We start from the raw sequence: 16,337 nt of genomic DNA, 5'->3' as shown, positions 1-16,337 counted from the left end.
CCGTCACGCCGCGACCGGAACCTCCGGCACCGCGCCGCTCGTCGCGGGCGCCAGCGCCAGTTCCAGGACCTGGCGGACGTCGGTGACGGCGTGGACGTCGAGCGTGTCCAGCACCTCCGCCGGGACGTCGTCCAGGTCGGGCTCGTTGCGCTTGGGGATGATCACCGTGGTGACACCCGCCCGGTGCGCGGCGAGCAGCTTCTGCTTCACACCGCCGATCGGCAGGACCCGCCCGGTCAGCGAGACCTCGCCGGTCATCGCCACGTCCGTGCGGACCAGCCGGCCGGACAGCAGGGACGCGAGGGCCGTCGTCATCGTGATGCCGGCGCTCGGGCCGTCCTTGGGGACCGCGCCCGCCGGGAAGTGGATGTGCACGCCCCGGTCCTTCAGATCGGCCACCGGCAGTTCGAGCTCGGCGCCGTGGGAGCGCAGGAAGCTCAGCGCGATCTGTGCGGACTCCTTCATCACGTCGCCCAGCTGACCGGTCAGGGTCAGCCCGGCCGCTCCCGTCTCCGGGTCGGCCAGCGACGCCTCGACGAACAGCACGTCACCGCCCGCCCCGGTCACCGCGAGCCCGGTCGCCACGCCCGGCACGGACGTCCGCCGCTCGGCGGGGTCCTGGGCGGACTCGGGCACGTGGTGCGGCCGGCCGATCAGGTCGCGCAGGTCCTCGTCCCGGACGGTGAACGGCAGCTTCCGCTCGCCCAGTTCGTGCTGGGCGGCGATCTTGCGCAGCAGCCGTGCGACGGACCGCTCCAGGGTGCGCACGCCCGCCTCGCGTGTGTACTCGCCGGCGAGCTTGCGCAGCGCGCCCTCGTCGAGGGTCACCTCGTCCTTGTCCAGCCCGGCCCGCTCCAGCTGGCGCGGGAGCAGGTGGTCACGGGCGATGACGACCTTCTCGTCCTCGGTGTAGCCGTCCAGGCGGACGATCTCCATCCGGTCGGCCAGAGCCTCCGGGATCGCCTCCAGGACGTTGGCGGTCGCGAGGAAGACCACGTCCGACAGGTCCAGCTCGACCTCCAGGTAGTGGTCCCGGAAGGTGTGGTTCTGCGCCGGGTCGAGCACCTCCAGCAGGGCCGCGGCCGGGTCGCCCCGGAAGTCCGAGCCCACCTTGTCGATCTCGTCGAGCAGCACGACCGGGTTCATCGACCCGGCCTCCTTGATGGCCCGTACGACCCGGCCCGGCAGCGCGCCGACGTACGTACGCCGGTGTCCGCGGATCTCGGCCTCGTCCCGCACACCGCCGAGGGCGACGCGGACGAACTTGCGGCCCATGGCGTGGGCGACGGACTCGCCCAGGCTGGTCTTGCCGACGCCGGGCGGCCCGACGAGCGCGAGCACGGCACCGCCGCGCCGCCCGCCGACCACGCCCAGGCCTCGGTCGTCACGGCGCTTGCGCACCGCCAGGTACTCGGTGATGCGTTCCTTCACGTCCTCGAGGCCGGAGTGCTCGGCGTCCAGGACCGCCTTGGCGCCCCGGATGTCGTACGCGTCCTCGGTGCGCTCGTTCCACGGCATCTCCAGGACCGTGTCGAGCCAGGTGCGGATCCAGGAGCCCTCCGGCGACTGGTCGGAGGACCGCTCCAGCTTGTCGACCTCCTTGAGCGCGGCCTCGCGGACCTTCTCGGGCAGGTCGGCGGCCTCCACGCGGGTGCGGTAGTCGTCGGACTCCTCGCCCTCCTGCTCGCCGTTGAGCTCGCGCAGCTCCTTGCGGACGGCTTCCAGCTGCCGTCGCAGCAGGAACTCGCGCTGCTGCTTGTCGACGCCCTCCTGGACGTCCTTGGCGATGGACTCCGCCACGTCCTGCTCGGCGAGGTGGTCGCGCAGCTGCTGGGTGGCGAGCTTGAGCCGGGCCACCGGGTCGGCGGTCTCCAGCAGTTCGACCTTCTGGTCGGTGGTCAGGAAGGGCGAGTAGCCGGAGTTGTCGGCGAGTGCCGAGACGTCGTCGATCGCCTGGACCCGGTCGACGACCTGCCAGGCGCCGCGCTTGCGCAGCCAGGCGGTGGCGAGGGCCTTGTACTCCTTGACCAGTTCGGCGACCTGTCCGGGCAGGGGGTCCGGCACGGTGTCGTCCACGCGGGTGCCCTCGACCCAGAGGGCGGCGCCGGGACCGGTCGTCCCCGCGCCGATGCGCACCCGGCTCCGGCCGCGGATCAGGGCGCCCGGGTCGCCGTCGGCGAGCCGGCCGACCTGCTCGACGGTGCCGAGGACACCGGTGTTCGCGTAGGTCCCGTCGATGCGTGGCACCAGGAGTACCCGGGGCTTGCCGGGCGTTGACCGGGCAGCGGCCTGAGCGGCCTCCACCGCGGCACGGACCTCGGAATCGCTCAGGTCCAGCGGGACCACCATCCCGGGCAGCACGACCTCTCCGTCGAGCGGCAGTACGGGCAGGGTGAGCGGTGTGGACGTCGAAGCCATGATCTCCCCTTCGGCAGTCAAGTTGAGCTATGCCGACTCAATGCTTGAGCGGGGCCGGATGTTCCCCCATCGCTGTTCGCTGTCAGCGATCACCGGTGACGCCGGGATCGGGAGGACGCGTAAGGTCCACCGAGTAATAGATGATCAGCCCTTAAGCTCATTACAGGGAGATGGCATGGACGCGACCGTGCAGGCGTGGGTGAACGGATGGGTCGTGTCACGCGGGGCCGCTCCGCCCATGAGCGAGCCGTGGGGCTGGACGATCGACATGGGGATGTACGGGCACGTCACGCGGCACGTGTTCGGCGCGACGGGCGACGACCTCGACGAGACGACCGTCCGCAAGGTGGCCGGCGCGGTGACCGGGAACGGCGTGTGGCTGAAGGCGTTCCGGGATCCGTCGGTGGTCTCCGGCTGGCTGGACGACGACTGGTGGATCGACCCCGAGCCCGGTTATCTGATGACGGTCCCGCTGACGACGGACGTCGCTCCGGCCGCTCCCGACGGCTACCGGCTGCGCGAGTGGTCGCGCGGCGGAGTGACCCGCCTGATGGTGGCCGCGCCGGACGGGTCCCTGGCGGCACGTGGACAGATCACCCCGACGGGCGAGACCGCCGTCGCCGACCAGATCGAGACGGCCCCCGAACACCGCCGCAAAGGGCTGGGCAGTCTCGTCATGCGGACGTTGCAGAACGCCGCCGTCCGGCAGGGGGCGCGGACCGGTGTCCTGGCCGGGACCCCCGCGGGGCGAGGGCTCTACGAGGCGTTGGGCTGGGAGGTGGTGGCCCTGCTGACCAGTGCCAAGCACGGCCCGCCGGCCTCCGCTCGGACCTGAAGGGCGTCGCGGTCAGCCCCCGGCGGGCCCGAGGCGCCTCACGCCCCACCGCCGGGCCACCGGCCAGGTCGCGATCCCGATGCCCAGGGCGATCAGATGCCCCCAGTTCGTCATCGGGTCGGCGAAGGCGACCAGGTCCTGGAGGAGCATCCAGCCGAAGCCGGCCAGCAGCGGCAGGCGCAGCCACAGCGGCAGGAGGCCGGCCAGGGCGCCGATGCCGGCGGCGACGCCGAAGCTGACGCCGTAGTCGAGGCGGTGCAGGGAGCTGCCGGGAAGGTGCCCGGCCAGGACGGCGAGCCCCACGGGCACCTCGGTCGCCAGGGTGGCGAGGACGTGCCCCAGGAGAAAGACAGCAGCCGTGCGCAGACCCCCGATCCGCCGTTCCAGCGCGGTCAGCACCAGCACGAAGGCGATGGCGAACGGCGAGTTCACCCCGCCCGCGACCCACAGCGCGCTGCCGATCAGCACCAGTTCCGGCGTGCGCACCAGGTGGGTCACGTCCGTGCTGGAGGCCTGGAGCAGGGCGTGCACCAGGGCCGGGTCCGCGTACGCGGAGATCAGCGAGGTGAGACAGAGGACGATCGCGTATCCGAAGGTGAACGGCGTTCCCGTCGGGGTGGGCAACAGTCGCCAGGGGCGGAGCGTCCGTGACCGGGGCGCGGCCGCCGGGACGGGCGCCCGCATTCCCGCGCCCGCCGTTCCGTGCGGACCCCGCTGCCGCGGCACCCCGTCCAGCAGCCCCGACACCTCGGAGACGGGCGCGCCCGTCGGCGTGGGTGCGGCCGTCTCGTGGGGCGGCGCGGTGCGTTCCAACACGGGCGCTCCCTTCGGTCGGGTCCCAGCCTTCGCCCCGGACACCTCGCTGTCTGTGATCCGCGCCACACGAGAGGCGATTCACAGCAACCCGAAAGCTTCTCTCTGCGTCCCCCCGCAGGCCCCGTTCGAAATGCCGGGCACCACGCCTCCCGCCCCTGCCAGGATGCCCTCATGCCTACCCCGTACGACATTCCCGATGTACTGGACCGACGCGAGGGCCCGCACGGTGAGGTGGTGCTGCGGCGGCACGGAGAGCGGCTGGAGATCATCGCCAACGGCTGTTTCCTGATGGACACCTCCGACGGCCGCTCGGAGCGGCGGCTGGTCGACGCGGCCCTGGAAGCCCTGGCCGGCCGGGACCACCCCGACGTCCTGATCGGCGGACTCGGCGTCGGTTTCTCCCTCGCGCACGCCGCGGCGGACCCGCGCTGGGGAGGGATCACGGTGGTGGAACGGGAGCACGCGATCGTCGAGTGGCATCTCGACGGCCCGCTCGCCGCCCTCTCCGGCCCGGCCCTGGCGGACCCCCGCACGGAAATCGTCGAGGCTGATCTCGTCGCACACGTCAATGAGACATCCGACACGTACGACGCCCTGTGCCTCGACATCGACAACGGACCCGGCTGGACCGTCACGGAGGGCAACGGAAATCTCTACCGGGAGGCCGGACTGGCAAGCTGCGCAAGGGTGTTGAGGCCGGGCGGTGTTCTCGCCGTCTGGTCCGCCCAGCCATCACCGGAATTCGAAGAAACCTTGCGGAATGCCGGGTTCCAACAGGTGCGTACCGAAGAGATCCCGGTTGCCCGGGGCGTTCCGGACGTCGTGCACCTCGCCATCAGCCCTGGATAGCAAAGGTGTGCTGACTCCCCGTACGCTGCTCCCCTGACGCCGATCATTCAAGCGTCAATCGCAACCATGCGCAGGCATAGCCAGTCAGAAGGAATCACCCCACTGATTCCGGGAAAGCACACCCCAGGGGCGGGCGATGGAGCAGACACAGACCTCCCACAACGGTTCGGCGACGGCTACTCCGGGCGCACAGCGCCGGGTCCTGGTGGTCGAGGACGACCCGACGATCGTGGACGCCATCGCGACCCGCCTGCGGGCCGAGGGATTCCTCGTGCAAACAGCGGGTGACGGTCCGGCCGCGGTCGACACGGCCGAGGCCTGGCAGCCCGACCTGCTGATCCTCGACATCATGCTGCCCGGCTTCGACGGTCTGGAGGTCTGCCGGCGCGTGCAGGCCGCCCGCCCGGTGCCGGTGATGATGCTCACCGCGCGGGACGACGAGACCGACATGCTGGTCGGGCTCGGCGTCGGCGCCGACGACTACATGACCAAGCCGTTCTCCATGCGGGAACTGGCGGCGCGTGTGCACGTGCTGCTGCGCCGGGTGGAGCGGGCGGCCATCGCGGCGGCCACCCCCCGCTCCGGCATTCTGCGCCTGGGCGAGCTGGAGATCGACCACGCGCAGCGCCGGGTCCGGGTGCGCAGCGAGGACGTCCACCTCACGCCCACCGAGTTCGACCTGCTGGTCTGCCTGGCGAACACCCCGCGTGCGGTGCTCTCCCGTGAGCAGCTGCTCGCCGAGGTCTGGGACTGGGCGGACGCCTCCGGCACCCGCACGGTCGACAGCCACATCAAGGCGCTGCGGCGGAAGATCGGCGCCGAGCGGATCCGCACGGTGCACGGCGTGGGTTACGCCCTGGAGACCCCGACGCCATGAGCGGCGGGCCGGCCGGACGGAGAAACCCCGGGGAGCCGGATCCCTGGGGCGGGGTGAGCCCCTTCTCGATCAAGACCAAGCTGGGCGCGCTCGTCGTCATCTCGGTGCTGATCACCACAGGTCTGTCGGTGATCGCGGTGCACACGAAGACGGAGCTGCGCTTCATCACGGTCTTCTCGATGATCGCCACGCTTCTCATTACGCAGTTCGTGGCCCATTCGCTCACCGCACCGCTGGACGAGATGACCGCGGTGGCCCGTTCCATCTCGCAGGGCGACTACACCCGCAGGACGCGGGAGAACCGCCGTGACGAGCTGGGCGACCTGGCCGTGACGATCAACGCCATGGCCGACGAGCTGGAGGCGCAGGACAGCCAGCGCAAGGAGCTGGTGGCGAACGTCTCGCACGAGCTGCGCACACCCATCGCGGGTCTGCGCGCGGTGCTGGAGAACATCGTCGACGGCGTCACGCAGGCCGACCCGGAGACGATGCGCACGGCGCTGAAGCAGACCGAGCGCCTCGGCCGGCTGGTGGAGACGCTGCTGGACCTGTCCCGCCTGGACAACGGCGTCGTACCGCTGAAACAGCGGCGGTTCGAGGTGTGGCCGTATCTGTCCGGCGTGCTGAAGGAGGCCAACATGGTCGCCTCCGTGCGCGCGGGCATCGCCACCGGCTCGGGCAGTCACACCCGTACGGACGTCCATCTGCACCTCGACGTCCACCCGCCGGAGTTGACCGCGCACGCGGACCCCGAGCGCATTCACCAAGTCGTCGCCAATCTCATCGACAACGCGGTCAAGCACAGCCCGCCGCACGGCCGGGTGACGGTCAAGGCGCGGCGCGGCGCCTTGCCGGAGTCGCTGGAGCTGGAGGTCCTGGACGAGGGCCCCGGCATTCCGAAGTCCGAGTGGCACCGCGTCTTCGAGCGGTTCAACCGCGGCAGCGCAAAGCGGCCGCAGGGGCCGGGCAGCGACGGCGGCACGGGCCTCGGCCTGGCGATCGCCCGCTGGGCGGTCGACCTGCACGGGGGCCGGATCGGAGTGGCCGAATCCGAGCGAGGTTGCCGGATTCTTGTCACTCTCCCGGGACTGTCATCTGTGCCAAGTTGACGTAAAGTTCGAAGCGGAGCCACAAGATCCACGAGCGTCCGTGCTGACGGACACGTGTGATCAGGCACAGGCCCGCGCCATCGGCGCCCGGGGCCCTGCCCCGCTGTTCCCTCCTTAAGCGGAACTACGCTTGTTTCCCGCCATTTCAAGCCCCGAAACACAGTTTCAGATGTGACTTGCACGACGTTGAACGGGCCCGGCCTGACCTTCCCCGTCCAGGGGGCGTAGCCTTGATTCCCGCTGTCCATCATCTTGTGAAGCGGAAGAGGGCGGTTGCCGCCGTGTCGCCACAGTCCCCCAGTAACTCGAGCATCTCGACCGACACCGACCAAGCGGGGAAGAACCCTGCCGCGTCGTTCGGTGCCAACGAGTGGCTCGTCGACGAGATCTATCAGCAGTACCTCCAGGACCCGAATTCGGTAGACCGAGCCTGGTGGGACTTCTTCGCCGACTACAAGCCGGGCGCCGCTGCCGCCTCGGCTCCGGCGGGTACCGCGGCCGCGGGGGCCGCGGGGACCACCACCGCTCAGGCGGCCGCTCCGGCCGCTCCGGCCCAGGCCCCCGCCCCGGCGGCCGAGAAGCCCGCCGCCGCTCCGGCCCCCGCCTCGGCTCCGGCCCAGGCGAAGCCCGCCGCGCAGGCTCCGGCTCAGGCCCCCGCTCCGGCGAAGGCCGCCCCCGTCGCGAAGCCGGCCGCCGCCAAGCCGGCCACTCCCGCGAAGAAGGCCGAGCCCGCCGGCGAGGCCCCCGCGGGCCCCGAGCAGATCGTGCTGCGCGGCCCCGCCGCCGCGGTCGCGAAGAACATGAACGCCTCCCTGGAGGTGCCCACGGCCACGTCCGTGCGCGCGGTCCCGGTGAAGCTGCTCTTCGACAACCGCATCGTCATCAACAACCACCTGAAGCGGGCCCGGGGCGGGAAGATCTCCTTCACGCACCTGATCGGCTACGCGATGGTGCAGGCCATCAAGGCCATGCCGTCGATGAACTACTCCTTCGCGGAGAAGGACGGCAAGCCCACCCTGGTCAAGCCGGAGCACATCAACTTCGGCCTCGCCATCGACCTGGTCAAGCCCAACGGCGACCGTCAGCTCGTGGTGGCGGGCATCAAGAAGGCCGAGACGCTGAACTTCTTCGAGTTCTGGCAGGCCTACGAGGACATCGTCCGCCGCGCCCGCGACGGCAAGCTGGGCATGGACGACTTCACCGGCGTGACGGTCTCCCTGACCAACCCCGGCGGCCTCGGCACGGTCCACTCCGTGCCGCGTCTGATGCCCGGCCAGTCGGTCATCATGGGCGTCGGCTCCATGGACTACCCGGCCGAGTTCCAGGGCACGTCCCAGGACACGCTGAACAAGCTCGGCATCTCGAAGGTCATGACGCTCACGTCGACCTACGACCACCGGGTGATCCAGGGCGCGGCCTCCGGCGAGTTCCTGCGGATCGTCGCGAACCTCCTCCTCGGTGAGAACGGCTTCTACGACGACATCTTCGAGGCGCTGCGCATCCCCTACGAGCCGGTCCGCTGGCTCAAGGACATCGACGCGTCCCACGACGACGACGTCACCAAGGCCGCCCGCGTCTTCGAGCTGATCCACTCCTACCGGGTCCGCGGCCACGTCATGGCCGACACCGACCCGCTGGAGTACCAGCAGCGCAAGCACCCCGACCTGGACATCACCGAGCACGGCCTCACGCTCTGGGACCTGGAGCGCGAGTTCGCCGTCGGCGGCTTCGCCGGCAAGTCGATGATGAAGCTGCGCGACATCCTCGGCGTCCTGCGCGACTCGTACTGCCGCACCACCGGCATCGAGTTCATGCACATCCAGGACCCGAAGCAGCGCAAGTGGATCCAGGACCGCGTCGAGCGCCCGCACACCAAGCCGGAGCGCGAGGAGCAGCTGCGCATCCTGCGCCGGCTGAACGCCGCGGAGGCCTTCGAGACCTTCCTGCAGACGAAGTACGTCGGCCAGAAGCGCTTCTCCCTGGAGGGCGGCGAGTCCGTCATCCCGCTGCTGGACGCCGTGCTGGACTCGGCCGCCGAGTCCCGCCTGGACGAGGTCGTCGTGGGCATGGCCCACCGCGGCCGCCTGAACGTCCTCGCCAACATCGTCGGCAAGTCGTACGCGCAGATCTTCCGCGAGTTCGAGGGCAACCTCGACCCGAAGTCGATGCACGGCTCCGGCGACGTGAAGTACCACCTGGGCGCCGAGGGCACCTTCACCGGCCTCGACGGCGAGCAGATCAAGGTCTCCCTGGTCGCGAACCCGTCGCACCTCGAAGCCGTCGACCCGGTCCTGGAGGGCGTCTCGCGCGCCAAGCAGGACATCATCAACAAGGGCGGCACGGACTTCACGGTCCTGCCGGTGGCGATCCACGGCGACGCGGCCTTCGCGGGCCAGGGCGTGGTGGCCGAGACCCTGAACATGTCGCAGCTGCGCGGCTACCGCACCGGCGGTACGGTCCACATCGTCATCAACAACCAGGTCGGCTTCACGGCGGCCCCCGAGTCCTCGCGTTCCTCCATGTACGCGACGGACGTGGCCCGCATGATCGAGGCCCCGATCTTCCACGTGAACGGCGACGACCCGGAGGCCGTGGTCCGCGTGGCCCGTCTGGCCTTCGAGTTCCGCCAGGCGTTCAACAAGGACGTGGTGATCGACCTCATCTGCTACCGCCGTCGCGGTCACAACGAGTCGGACAACCCGGCCTTCACCCAGCCGCTGATGTACGACCTGATCGACAAGAAGCGCTCGGTGCGCAAGCTCTACACCGAATCCCTCATCGGTCGCGGCGACATCACCCTGGAAGAGGCAGAGCAGGCGCTGCAGGACTACCAGGGCCAGCTGGAGAAGGTCTTCACAGAGGTTCGCGAGGCCACCTCGCAGCCGAACATCGTGGAGACGTCCGACCCGCAGGCCGAGTTCCCGGTCGCCGTGAACACCGCGGTGACCACGGAGGTCGTCAAGCGCATCGCCGAGTCGCAGGTCAACATCCCCGACCACATCACCGTCCACCCGCGTCTGCTGCCGCAGCTGCAGCGCCGGGCGTCGATGGTCGAGGACGGCACCATCGACTGGGGCATGGGCGAGACCCTCGCGATCGGCTCCCTCCTGCTGGAGGGCGTCCCGGTCCGCCTGGCGGGCCAGGACTCGCAGCGCGGTACGTTCGGCCAGCGCCACGCGGTCATCATCGACCGCAGCACCGGCGAGGAGTACACGCCGCTGCAGTATCTCTCCGAGGACCAGGCGCGGCTGAACGTCTACAACTCCCTCCTCTCCGAGTACGCGGCGATGGGCTTCGAGTACGGCTACTCGCTGGCCCGCCCCGAGGCGCTCGTGATGTGGGAGGCGCAGTTCGGCGACTTCGTCAACGGCGCCCAGACGGTCGTGGACGAGTTCATCTCGTCGGCCGAGCAGAAGTGGGCCCAGACGTCCGGCGTCGTCCTGCTCCTGCCGCACGGCTACGAGGGCCAGGGCCCCGACCACTCCTCGGCCCGCCCGGAGCGCTTCCTCCAGATGTGCGCCCAGAACAACATGACGGTCGCCATGCCGACGTCGCCGTCGAACTACTTCCACCTCCTGCGGTGGCAGTCGCACAACCCGCACCACAAGCCGCTGGTGGTCTTCACGCCGAAGTCGATGCTGCGCCTGAAGGCGGCGGCGGCGAAGGCGGAGGAGTTCACGACGGGCCAGTTCCAGCCGGTCATCGGCGACGCGTCGGTGGACCCGGCCGCGGTCAGGAAGGTCGTCTTCTGCGCGGGCAAGGTCTACTACGACCTCGAGGCCGAGCGCCAGAAGCGTGGCGTGACGGACACGGCGATCATCCGCATCGAGCGCCTGTACCCGCTGCCGGGTACCGAGCTCCAGGCGGAGATCAAGAAGTACCCGAACGCCGAGAAGTACCTGTGGGCCCAGGAGGAGCCGGCGAACCAGGGTGCCTGGCCGTTCATCGCGCTCAACCTGATCGACCACCTGGACCTCGCGGTCGGCGCGGACGTCCCGCACGGCGAGCGGCTGCGGCGCATCTCGCGCCCGCACGGCTCGTCCCCGGCGGTGGGTTCCGCGAAGCGGCACCAGGCGGAGCAGGAGCAGCTGGTGCGTGAGGTGTTCGAGGCGTAATCCCCCTCGCGCGGTTCGTGCGTGACCGGGCCGCATCCCCCACTCGGGGGGTGCGGCCCGGCCGTTTTTCGCGCACATATCCTTGAGGGCATGTACTTCACGGACCGTGGCATCGAGGAACTGGAGAAGCGGCGCGGCGAGGAGGAAGTCTCCTTCGAGTGGCTCGCCGAGCAGCTGCGGACGTTCGTCGATCTCAATCCCGACTTCGAGGTACCGGTGGAGCGGCTGGCGACGTGGCTGGCGCGGCTGGACGACGAGGACGACGAGTAGGAGACGCGTCGCCGCCGGGGCGTCAGTCGCGTGGGTGGGCCAGGGCGTATGCCAGGCCCCATGCGCCGTGCGCGAGGAGCAGGGCGCCGGCTGTGGCCCAGCCGCTGCCCCGCCGCCGCAGGCCCCGTACCAGGAGCGGCAGGCCCGCCGCCACCTGTGCCAGGGCCAGGGCACCGGCCCTGGGGCCGCCCGTCCAGGGCATCCACGGGCCGAGGCGGCTGTGGTCGACGGTGTCGCGTTCCGCGACCGCTTCGCGCCAGCCCGGCCACTCGACGGGCAGGCTGTCCGGTCGGCGGGCGGCTGCTTCCCGGAGGCGGTCGGCGGGTTCGCCGGGGGCGAGGCCGGCGGGCAGGGAGACGCCCACGCGCGTGAGGACCGCGAGCAGGCCGCGCAGGCGGGTGCGGGCGTCGGCCGCGGAATCGGGCTTCGTCAGCCGCTCGAGGGCCTGGACGTCCAGGACGGGGTCGAGGCCCAGGCGTGCGGCGAAGGTGCGCATCGCCTCGTCCTCCCCCACCGGGACACCGCTCGCGAGCCATACGAAGCCGACCGGGCGGCGGAAGCCGGAGGCGAGCGTGAATCCGGCGTGGTCGCTGTCCCACCACAGGGCGAGGACAGGCCAGGGCGCGCCGACGGCGAGCGCCGTGGCCCAGCCGGTGACCACGCGGTCGACGGGTTCGGCGCCGTCCCGCCAGGGCCGGCCCTCGGGGACGAGGGCGCTCCAATCGCCGCCCGCGCGCGTGAGCTGCATCGGTTCGCGCAGCAGATGGGCGACGGGAGCGACGGACGCGGGTGCCGCCCGGCACAGCAGCAGCGCCCCGGGCGCGGGGCCGGTGCGGGCAGTTTCCGTCGGCATGCTCACACGCTAGGCCGAATCATCATGCTTTGAGCACTTTTGGCCACCCGGCCATCCCCAGAACGGGTGCCTTGACTTTCTCCGACCGCGATATATCGTGAATACGAGAAGACGCGATATGGCGCGTCGAGTCGGGGAGGTCTGCACCATGTCCGAGTGGTCCGTCACGGAACCGAGGAAGCTCACCTTCGGCGAGCCCGTGAGCGATCTGCACGTACGTCTCGTCAACGGAACGGTGAACGTGGTGGGCACGGACGAAGGTTCCGCCCGCCTGGAGATCTCCGCAATCGAGGGGCCGCCCCTGGTGGTGACCCAGCAGCACGGCGTCCTCACGGTGGCCTACGAGGACCTGCCCTGGAAGGGCTTCCTCAAGTGGCTGGACCGCAAGGGCTGGCGCCGCAGCGCGGTGGTCTCCCTGGCCGTCCCGGCCGGCACTCGCGTCGAAGTGGGTGTGGTGGGCGCGGCGGCCGTGATCTCCGGGATCCGGGGCCCGTCGGTGGTGAAGGGCGTCACCGGCGACACGACGCTCGTGGGCCTGTCCGGCCCGGTCCGCGCCGACACGGTCTCCGGCAGCCTGGAGGCCCAGGACGTGACGGGTGACCTGCGGTTCAACTCGGTCTCCGGCGACCTCACGGTGGTCGAGGGCTCCGGCCCCTCCGTGCGGGCGGATTCGGTGAGCGGCTCGATGATCGTCGACCTCGACCCGGACGGCCCGACGGACGTCCGGCTGACCAGCGTCTCGGGCGAGATCGCGATCCGGCTGCCGTACCCGGCGGACGCGGAGGTCGAGGCGAACACGGCGAGCGGCTCCGTCTCCAACGCCTTCGACGGCCTGCGGGTGCACGGCCAGTGGGGCGCCCACAAGATCACGGGCCGCCTCGGCGCGGGCACCGGCAAACTGCGGGCCACCACCGTCTCCGGCTCGATCGCCCTGCTGCGCCGCCCGGCCGGAGAGGACGAGCACAACGAGCCGTGGGACACCCCGCCCGCCAGCCCCGGCGCGGCGGCGGCCCCGGCGAGCGGCCCTCGGAGCGACTCGGGAGACAATTCCGTCTCCGGCCCGGGCGATGATCCCACCACCGTCCCGGCCGACGGCACGACCGACAAGAAGGTGCTCTGACATGCCCCCCGTCTTCGCCCACGGCCGCCTCCGCCTCTACCTGCTGAAGCTGCTGGACGAGGCCCCCCGCCACGGCTACGAGGTGATCCGCCTCCTCGAGGAACGCTTCCAGGGGCTGTACGCACCGTCGGCGGGCACGGTCTACCCGCGCCTGGCCAAGCTGGAGGCCGAGGGCCTGGTCACCCACACCACCGAGGGCGGCCGCAAGGTCTACTCGATCACCGACGCGGGCCGCGCCGAACTGGCCGGCCGCAGCGGCGAGCTGGCCGACCTGGAACTGGAGATCCGGGAGTCGGTCGCGGAACTGGCCGCGGAGATCCAGGCCGACGTGCGCGGAGCCGCCGGCGACCTGCGCCGCGAGATGCGCGCGGCGGCGAGTGAGGCCCGCAGGGACACCGGCACCGGGACCGACGGCTCGGCGGACGCCCCCTACGGTGATTTCTCGCAGTACGGCGACAAGGAGACCTGGCGCATCGCCAAGGAGGAGATGCGCCGTGCCCGGCAGGAGTGGAAGGAGCAGGCCCGGCGCGCCAAGGACGAGAGTCGCCGCGCCCGCGAGGACGCCCAGCGCGCTCGCCGCCAGGCGAAGGAGGCCCAGGAACAGGCCCGCGCCCAGGCCCAGGAGCAGGTGCAGCGCATCACCCGCCGCGTCCAGGAGCAGGTCCAGGACCACTTCGCCCGCGGCGACTGGCCGACGGGTCTGCGCGAGGGCCTGAGCGAACTGGTCAAGGAAGTGGGCGATTTCGGAAAGGACTACGGCAAGGACTTCGGCAAAGACCTCGGCTTCGACTGGACCGGCACCGGCACCGGCAAGCCGGCCGCGGAACCGACACCCGCACAGCCCGCGGAGGACTTCCCCGCCGCCTACGAACCGGCCTGGGCCCACGAGGACGCCACGGACTCCACCGGCGACCCGGCCCGCGACCTGGACCGCCTGCTCGACCGCTTCCGGGACGACATCCGTGACGCGGCCCGCGACCACGGCGTAACCCCCGACCAGCTGAGCGACGCCCGCCGCCACCTGTCGACGGCGGCGGCCCACATAGGAGCCCTTCTGCAGACGCAGAGGAAGTAGGCGCGTCCGGGGGCGCAGCGCTTCAGCCGGCCTTGGCCTCGCCACCACTGCCGTACAGCACCCGCACCAGGGACGCGTACGTCACCCCGTGGTCGGCGAGGACCTCGGCCGGCACACCGGGGCGCAGGGTCAGGGCCAGCAGGATGTGCTCGTCCCCGATGTGCCGGTCCCGCTGTGCGAGAGCGACCCGCAAGGAGCGCTCCAGCACGTCCTTGGCACCCCGGCCGAAGGAGGTCCGGCCCGACCACCACCGCTTGTCCTTGCGGTCGCCGGCCAGGGCACCGACCCCGTGCGTCTCCTCCACCCGGGCGACGATCTCCTCCACGTCGATCCCCAGCCCGGCGAGCGCGTCGGTCTCGGCCTGCGTCAGCCCGGCCCGCCGCCGCGCCTCACGCAGTGCCTCCCGCACGGACTCCCGCCGCTCACCGAGCCCGAGAGCGGCGAGCGCGAAGGACCCACGACTGCCCTCCCGGTCGAGCAGTGCCAGCAGCAGATGCTCCGGCTCCACGCACTGCCCGCCCTCACCACCCCCGTCCACATGCGCGTACGCGCTCTTCACCACTTCCCGGGCGTCTTGCGTGAACCGCTCGAACATCAATGCCTCCCGTACTTCTTGTGCACGGCCTGCCTGCTCACACCGAGTTCCGCGGCGATCTCCTGCCACGACCAGCCCTGGTTGCGCGCGTTGCGCACCTGTACGGCTTCCAACTGCTCCAGCAGCCGACGCAGCGCGGCGACGGCCCGCAGGCCGACCCGTGGATCACGGTCACCGGCGCGCTCGGCCAGATCGGTTGCTTCGGTCATGACGTCAACCTACGTTGACAACCCGTCCACGTCAACCACAGTTGACATACGAAAACGGCCGGCCCACCCCGGACCGACCGTCAACGCACTCTCGAAAGAATTCAGGGATTCGTCAGCACGACCTTCCCGAACTGCTCACCCGAGGCCAGCCGCTCGAAGCCCTCACGCGCGCGGTCCATCGGCATGACCTCGTCGATGACGGGCCGGACACCGGTGGCGGCACAGAACGCGAGCAGGTCCTCCAGTTCGTCCTTGGTGCCCATGGTGGATCCGACGACCTTGAGCTCGAGGAAGAAAATCCGGGTCAGCTCGGCGTGCGAGGGCCGGTCGCCGCTGGTGGCGCCGGAGATGACCAGCGTGCCGCCGGGCTTCAGCGACTTCACGGAATGCGACCAGGTGGCGGCCCCGACGGTCTCGATCACCGCGTCGACCCGCTGCGGCAGCCGCGCCCCGGACTCCAGCGCCTCGACGGCCCCGAGCTCCACGGCCCGCTTCCGCTTGGCCTCGTCCCGGCTGGTGGCGAAGACCCGGAGCCCGGCGGCCTTGCCGAGCACGATGGCGGCCGTGGCGACACCACCGCCGGCGCCCTGCACCAGCACGGAGTCGCCGGGGCGGACACCCGCGTTGGTGAACAGCATCCGGTACGCGGTCAGCCACGCCGTGGGCAGACAGGCGGCCTCCGCGAAGGAGAGCTCCTTGGGCTTGGGCAGGATGTTCCAGGTCGGCACGGCGACCTGCTCGGCGAAGGTGCCCTGGTAGCGCTCGGTGAGGATGGAACGGGGCTCCTTCGGGCCGACCCCGTGCCCGCTCTGTCCGATCACGGAGTGCAGGACGACCTCGTTGCCGTCCTCGTCGACACCGGCGGCATCACAACCGAGGATCATCGGCAGCTTGTCCTCTGCGAGGCCCACGCCACGCAGGGACCAGAGGTCGTGGTGGTTGAGGGAGGCGGCCTTGACCGTGACGGCACTCCAGCCGGAACGGGCCTCGGGAGCCGGACGCTCTCCCAACTCCAGTCCGGACAGCGGCTGGTCCCGGTCGATTCGGGCGGCGTAGACAGCGAACATGACCTTGACGATAAGTTCCACGAGGGACCGAAGGAACCATCCGCCCCTGTGAGACACGCCCTCTTGCCAGGTGCGCGGCAGTGTTGCTGGGGCGGGGCCAGACGACGCTCCCGCACCCGCGTACGGCGA

The 16,337-nt window shown here is 70.8% G+C and carries 14 protein-coding genes; 8 read left to right on the top strand and 6 right to left on the bottom strand.

The annotated features are described in order from the left end of the window. Window positions 1–3: 3 nt before the first annotated feature. Entirely contained in the window at window positions 4–2,418 is a 2,415-nt protein-coding gene (gene lon, locus CEB94_RS27360; RefSeq protein ID WP_175434719.1) for an endopeptidase La, read from the bottom strand. A gap of 175 nt (window positions 2,419–2,593) precedes the next feature. Between lon and CEB94_RS27355 the strand changes: the two genes are divergently transcribed. Further along, window positions 2,594–3,253 (top strand): GNAT family N-acetyltransferase, encoded by a 660-nt coding sequence (locus tag CEB94_RS27355; RefSeq protein WP_175434718.1) that lies wholly within the window; start codon window positions 2,594–2,596, stop codon window positions 3,251–3,253. A gap of 12 nt (window positions 3,254–3,265) precedes the next feature. On the opposite strand, the gene CEB94_RS27350 is transcribed toward CEB94_RS27355, so the two are convergent. Further along, complete coding sequence (locus CEB94_RS27350; protein ID WP_175437181.1) at window positions 3,266–4,066, bottom strand: rhomboid-like protein; 801 nt, start codon at window positions 4,064–4,066, stop codon at window positions 3,266–3,268. A 174-nt stretch (window positions 4,067–4,240) separates the two neighbouring features. Between CEB94_RS27350 and CEB94_RS27345 the strand changes: the two genes are divergently transcribed. The 5 genes from CEB94_RS27345 to CEB94_RS27325 all read left to right on the top strand — a co-directional run bounded on the left by CEB94_RS27345 (window position 4,241) and on the right by CEB94_RS27325 (window position 11,289). Beyond that, the gene (locus CEB94_RS27345; RefSeq protein WP_175434717.1) at window positions 4,241–4,918 is read left to right on the top strand and encodes a spermidine synthase family protein; all 678 of its coding nucleotides are present in this window, start codon (window positions 4,241–4,243) and stop codon (window positions 4,916–4,918) included. A 136-nt stretch (window positions 4,919–5,054) separates the two neighbouring features. Further along, a complete protein-coding gene (locus CEB94_RS27340) occupies window positions 5,055–5,795 on the top strand; it encodes a response regulator transcription factor (protein WP_175434716.1) in 741 nt (246 codons plus the stop codon). Beyond that, window positions 5,792–6,904: a HAMP domain-containing sensor histidine kinase gene (locus tag CEB94_RS27335; protein ID WP_175434715.1), complete on the top strand. Its 1,113-nt coding sequence runs from the start codon at window positions 5,792–5,794 to the stop codon at window positions 6,902–6,904. The genes CEB94_RS27340 and CEB94_RS27335 overlap by 4 nt, the downstream gene beginning before the upstream one ends. 281 nt (window positions 6,905–7,185) lie before the next feature. Next, window positions 7,186–11,019, top strand: coding sequence for a multifunctional oxoglutarate decarboxylase/oxoglutarate dehydrogenase thiamine pyrophosphate-binding subunit/dihydrolipoyllysine-residue succinyltransferase subunit (locus CEB94_RS27330; RefSeq protein WP_175434714.1), 3,834 nt, complete (start codon window positions 7,186–7,188; stop codon window positions 11,017–11,019). Between the two features lie 90 nt (window positions 11,020–11,109). Further along, a complete protein-coding gene (locus CEB94_RS27325) occupies window positions 11,110–11,289 on the top strand; it encodes a DUF6104 family protein (RefSeq protein ID WP_018544467.1) in 180 nt (59 codons plus the stop codon). A gap of 22 nt (window positions 11,290–11,311) precedes the next feature. On the opposite strand, the gene CEB94_RS27320 is transcribed toward CEB94_RS27325, so the two are convergent. Then, window positions 11,312–12,142: a hypothetical protein gene (locus CEB94_RS27320; RefSeq protein ID WP_175434713.1), complete on the bottom strand. Its 831-nt coding sequence runs from the start codon at window positions 12,140–12,142 to the stop codon at window positions 11,312–11,314. A gap of 148 nt (window positions 12,143–12,290) precedes the next feature. On the opposite strand from CEB94_RS27320, the gene CEB94_RS27315 reads away from it, so the two are divergent. Together CEB94_RS27315 and CEB94_RS27310 are read left to right on the top strand one after the other, a co-directional pair. Continuing rightward, a complete protein-coding gene (locus CEB94_RS27315; RefSeq protein ID WP_175434712.1) occupies window positions 12,291–13,262 on the top strand; it encodes a DUF4097 family beta strand repeat-containing protein in 972 nt (323 codons plus the stop codon). Between the two features lies 1 nt (window position 13,263). Further along, window positions 13,264–14,337 carry a PadR family transcriptional regulator gene (locus CEB94_RS27310; RefSeq protein ID WP_175434711.1) on the top strand — a complete coding sequence of 358 codons (1,074 nt, stop codon included), beginning with the start codon at window positions 13,264–13,266 and terminating at the stop codon, window positions 14,335–14,337. A gap of 22 nt (window positions 14,338–14,359) precedes the next feature. On the opposite strand, the gene CEB94_RS27305 is transcribed toward CEB94_RS27310, so the two are convergent. The 3 genes from CEB94_RS27305 to CEB94_RS27295 form a co-directional block, all read right to left on the bottom strand. After that, window positions 14,360–14,932 carry a Clp protease N-terminal domain-containing protein gene (locus CEB94_RS27305; RefSeq protein WP_175434710.1) on the bottom strand — a complete coding sequence of 191 codons (573 nt, stop codon included), beginning with the start codon at window positions 14,930–14,932 and terminating at the stop codon, window positions 14,360–14,362. Continuing rightward, complete coding sequence (locus CEB94_RS27300) at window positions 14,932–15,141, bottom strand: HTH domain-containing protein (protein ID WP_004925761.1); 210 nt, start codon at window positions 15,139–15,141, stop codon at window positions 14,932–14,934. The genes CEB94_RS27305 and CEB94_RS27300 overlap by 1 nt, the downstream gene beginning before the upstream one ends. Window positions 15,142–15,242: 101 nt before the next feature. Further along, complete coding sequence (locus CEB94_RS27295) at window positions 15,243–16,208, bottom strand: zinc-binding dehydrogenase (RefSeq protein WP_175434709.1); 966 nt, start codon at window positions 16,206–16,208, stop codon at window positions 15,243–15,245. Between the last annotated feature and the right edge of the window lie 129 nt (window positions 16,209–16,337).

It is taken from the genome of Streptomyces hawaiiensis (assembly GCF_004803895.1).
GTDB classification, from domain to species: Bacteria; Actinomycetota; Actinomycetes; order Streptomycetales; family Streptomycetaceae; genus Streptomyces; species Streptomyces hawaiiensis.
Note: the sequence above shows the minus strand (reverse complement) of the source record. Positions and strands in the feature narration are given on the sequence as shown.